This window comes from Cellulomonas sp. GbtcB1 (assembly GCF_019091725.1).
Taxonomy (GTDB): domain Bacteria; phylum Actinomycetota; class Actinomycetes; order Actinomycetales; family Cellulomonadaceae; genus Cellulomonas.
Genome location: NZ_JAGXJG010000337.1, coordinates 1 through 256, shown reverse-complemented (window position 1 = coordinate 256; position 256 = coordinate 1). Strand labels below are relative to the sequence as shown.

The window sequence follows — 256 nt, the reverse complement described above, 5'->3', positions numbered from 1 at the left end:
GGTCGAGGGCGTCGTGGATGGCCTGGGTGCGGCTGACGGCCTCGTGCACGTCGGCCAGCGCGGGGCGCTCCTTGCGCACCCCGTCCAGGATGGCGGCCCGGATGGACGCGGGGTCCTCCGAGCGCGGGTTCTCGTCGGTCACGTCCAGCACGTCCGCGAGGCGGGCGGCGATCCGGCCCATGAGGGGCCGCTTGCCGCGGTCGCCGTCGCCGTCGGACCCGAAGACGATGATCAGCCGGCCCGGCGTGTTCGGTCG

1 protein-coding gene is annotated in these 256 nt (G+C 75.4%); it reads right to left on the bottom strand.

Features of this window, described 5'->3' with window-relative positions; all coding sequences use genetic code 11:
• On the bottom strand, positions 1-256 hold a 256-nt coding region (locus KVT14_RS20630), incomplete at both ends, for a glutamate ligase domain-containing protein (RefSeq protein ID WP_306795883.1).